Annotated in this window: 1 protein-coding gene; it reads right to left on the bottom strand. The window is 44.6% G+C overall.

From position 1 onward, the window contains the following. The coding region (locus HRU21_09125; protein ID NRA42453.1) for a 1-acyl-sn-glycerol-3-phosphate acyltransferase at positions 1-1,464 on the bottom strand (1,464 nt) is incomplete at its 3' end. Positions 1,465-1,792 lie beyond the last annotated feature (328 nt).

Raw genomic sequence — 1,792 nt, forward strand, 5'->3', positions numbered from 1 at the left:
GCTGAGCCGATTGACGATATTGACAACTTCTCTCTGTTGTTGATCAGGCTGAATGTGTGTTTCAGTAGTTTGCTCTAGTTCGGGGTTTATTAATGGCTCTAACAAGGGCTCTAACATAATAGGTTTTGCGATATTGACAAACACCTTGCCGTAATTAAGGCTTAAATGTTTTCTTGCGGCGACCAAGCCCTTTATGCTTTCACTTTGTTTTTTATTGCCATAGAGTTCATTAATATAACTATGACTTTCAATCAGCTTTTCATAGCCAATATAAACGGGTACAAAAGCGATCGGTTTTGTTTGCTTTTGCTCTTGTGTTAATCGCATCGCAGATTTTACCGTCATAGCTAGCAAGCCTGCCTTAGGTGGCAGTAACAAGCCGGTGCGCGAGCGTCCGCCCTCGATAAAATATTCTATTGGCATACCTGATCGAAGCATGGCTTGTAAGTAGGCCTCAAACACTGCACGATAGAGCAGCTGACCTTTAAATTGACGACGAATAAAAAATGCACCACCACCTCGAAGTAATCGTCCAATAATCGGTAGGTTTAAATTGATGCCGGCGGCAATATGCGGTGGCATGAGTCCATGCTTATAAATTGAGTAGCTCAATAACATATAATCAATATGGCTTCGGTGGCAGGGCACGTAAACCAGTTGATGGCTTTGTGCGATATTGCTGACTTGTTCAAAGCCTTGCAGTGACACGCCACTGTAGATTTTTTGCCACAAATACGTCAGCAAGCCATCAAAAAACCTGACGGTAGTAAACGAATAGTCAGCGGCAATTTCTTTGAAATACTGACGAGCTTTTTTTTCCGCCCGCTTGGTCTGCATTGTACCTGCTTGGTTGAGCTGGCTTATGCATTGTTTGACGCCATCATCTTGCAGTACCTCATGAATAATCGTTCGTCGATGGGAGAAATCGGGCCCGGTAACTGCCTCTCGTTGACTGGCATATATTGCGCTAAGTTCGGTGCAAAGGCTTTCTGCCTCATTACTGGCAAGTTTACCGACAGGACCAATGAAAGCACTGACTTGGCGAGCTTGAAAAAATAGTGTTGGAATGCGGCGTAAAAAACCAGCTGGTGTATAGGAGTCTTGAAAGTAGCTGCCCCAGATGCTGTGACTGGACTCGCGGCGGCGCGTCCAGAAGACCGATGCAGCATAGCAGTGTTGATATTCGCTGATGAGCTGCAGAAGTTGTTTGCAGCGTTTGCTNTTGCGTTTTTTGGGGACAGATACGATGCGTATCTGCCGATTGCTTATTGCATGTTGAGCCAGCAGTTTTTCTAAGCAAAGCCGATCGGCAGCGTGTTCTTTTTCCAAAACCAGCAGTTTAGGCGTGTCGGGTTCCTCTGATAGAAGCTCCCAGTGATGTTTGGGAATGGCGGCTGGCCGCAGCCAGGGCATAAGAAAGACGCGGCAGCACAAATAGCGCAGTGAGAACCAAAGCTTTTGCATAATTTGCTCATGTTGAGGTTGGTATAAGCGTTTAGAGCTTGATCCTTGCCCGCAAATTTAGCATATCTGCTAATAAAACACCGAAAGCTAGTGTGAGTATAGTAAAAGGCTGAATTTTAAAGTAAGTGCCAGAAAATAGTCCAGTGATTGTTAAAAAACCAAGCAAAGCTGCAGCGATTAGCCAATCAATATCTTCGCTAGCGATTTTGTTTGGCAGCTGTTTGAGGACGGTACCGGCGAATATGAGTAATAGCGAAAGAATGCAAATTGATGCAAAAAGGCCCCAGCTAATCAAAAACTGCAAAATAAAATTATGTGGCTGATCATC

This window comes from Pseudomonadales bacterium (assembly GCA_013215025.1).
Lineage (GTDB): Bacteria > Pseudomonadota > Gammaproteobacteria > Pseudomonadales > DT-91 > DT-91.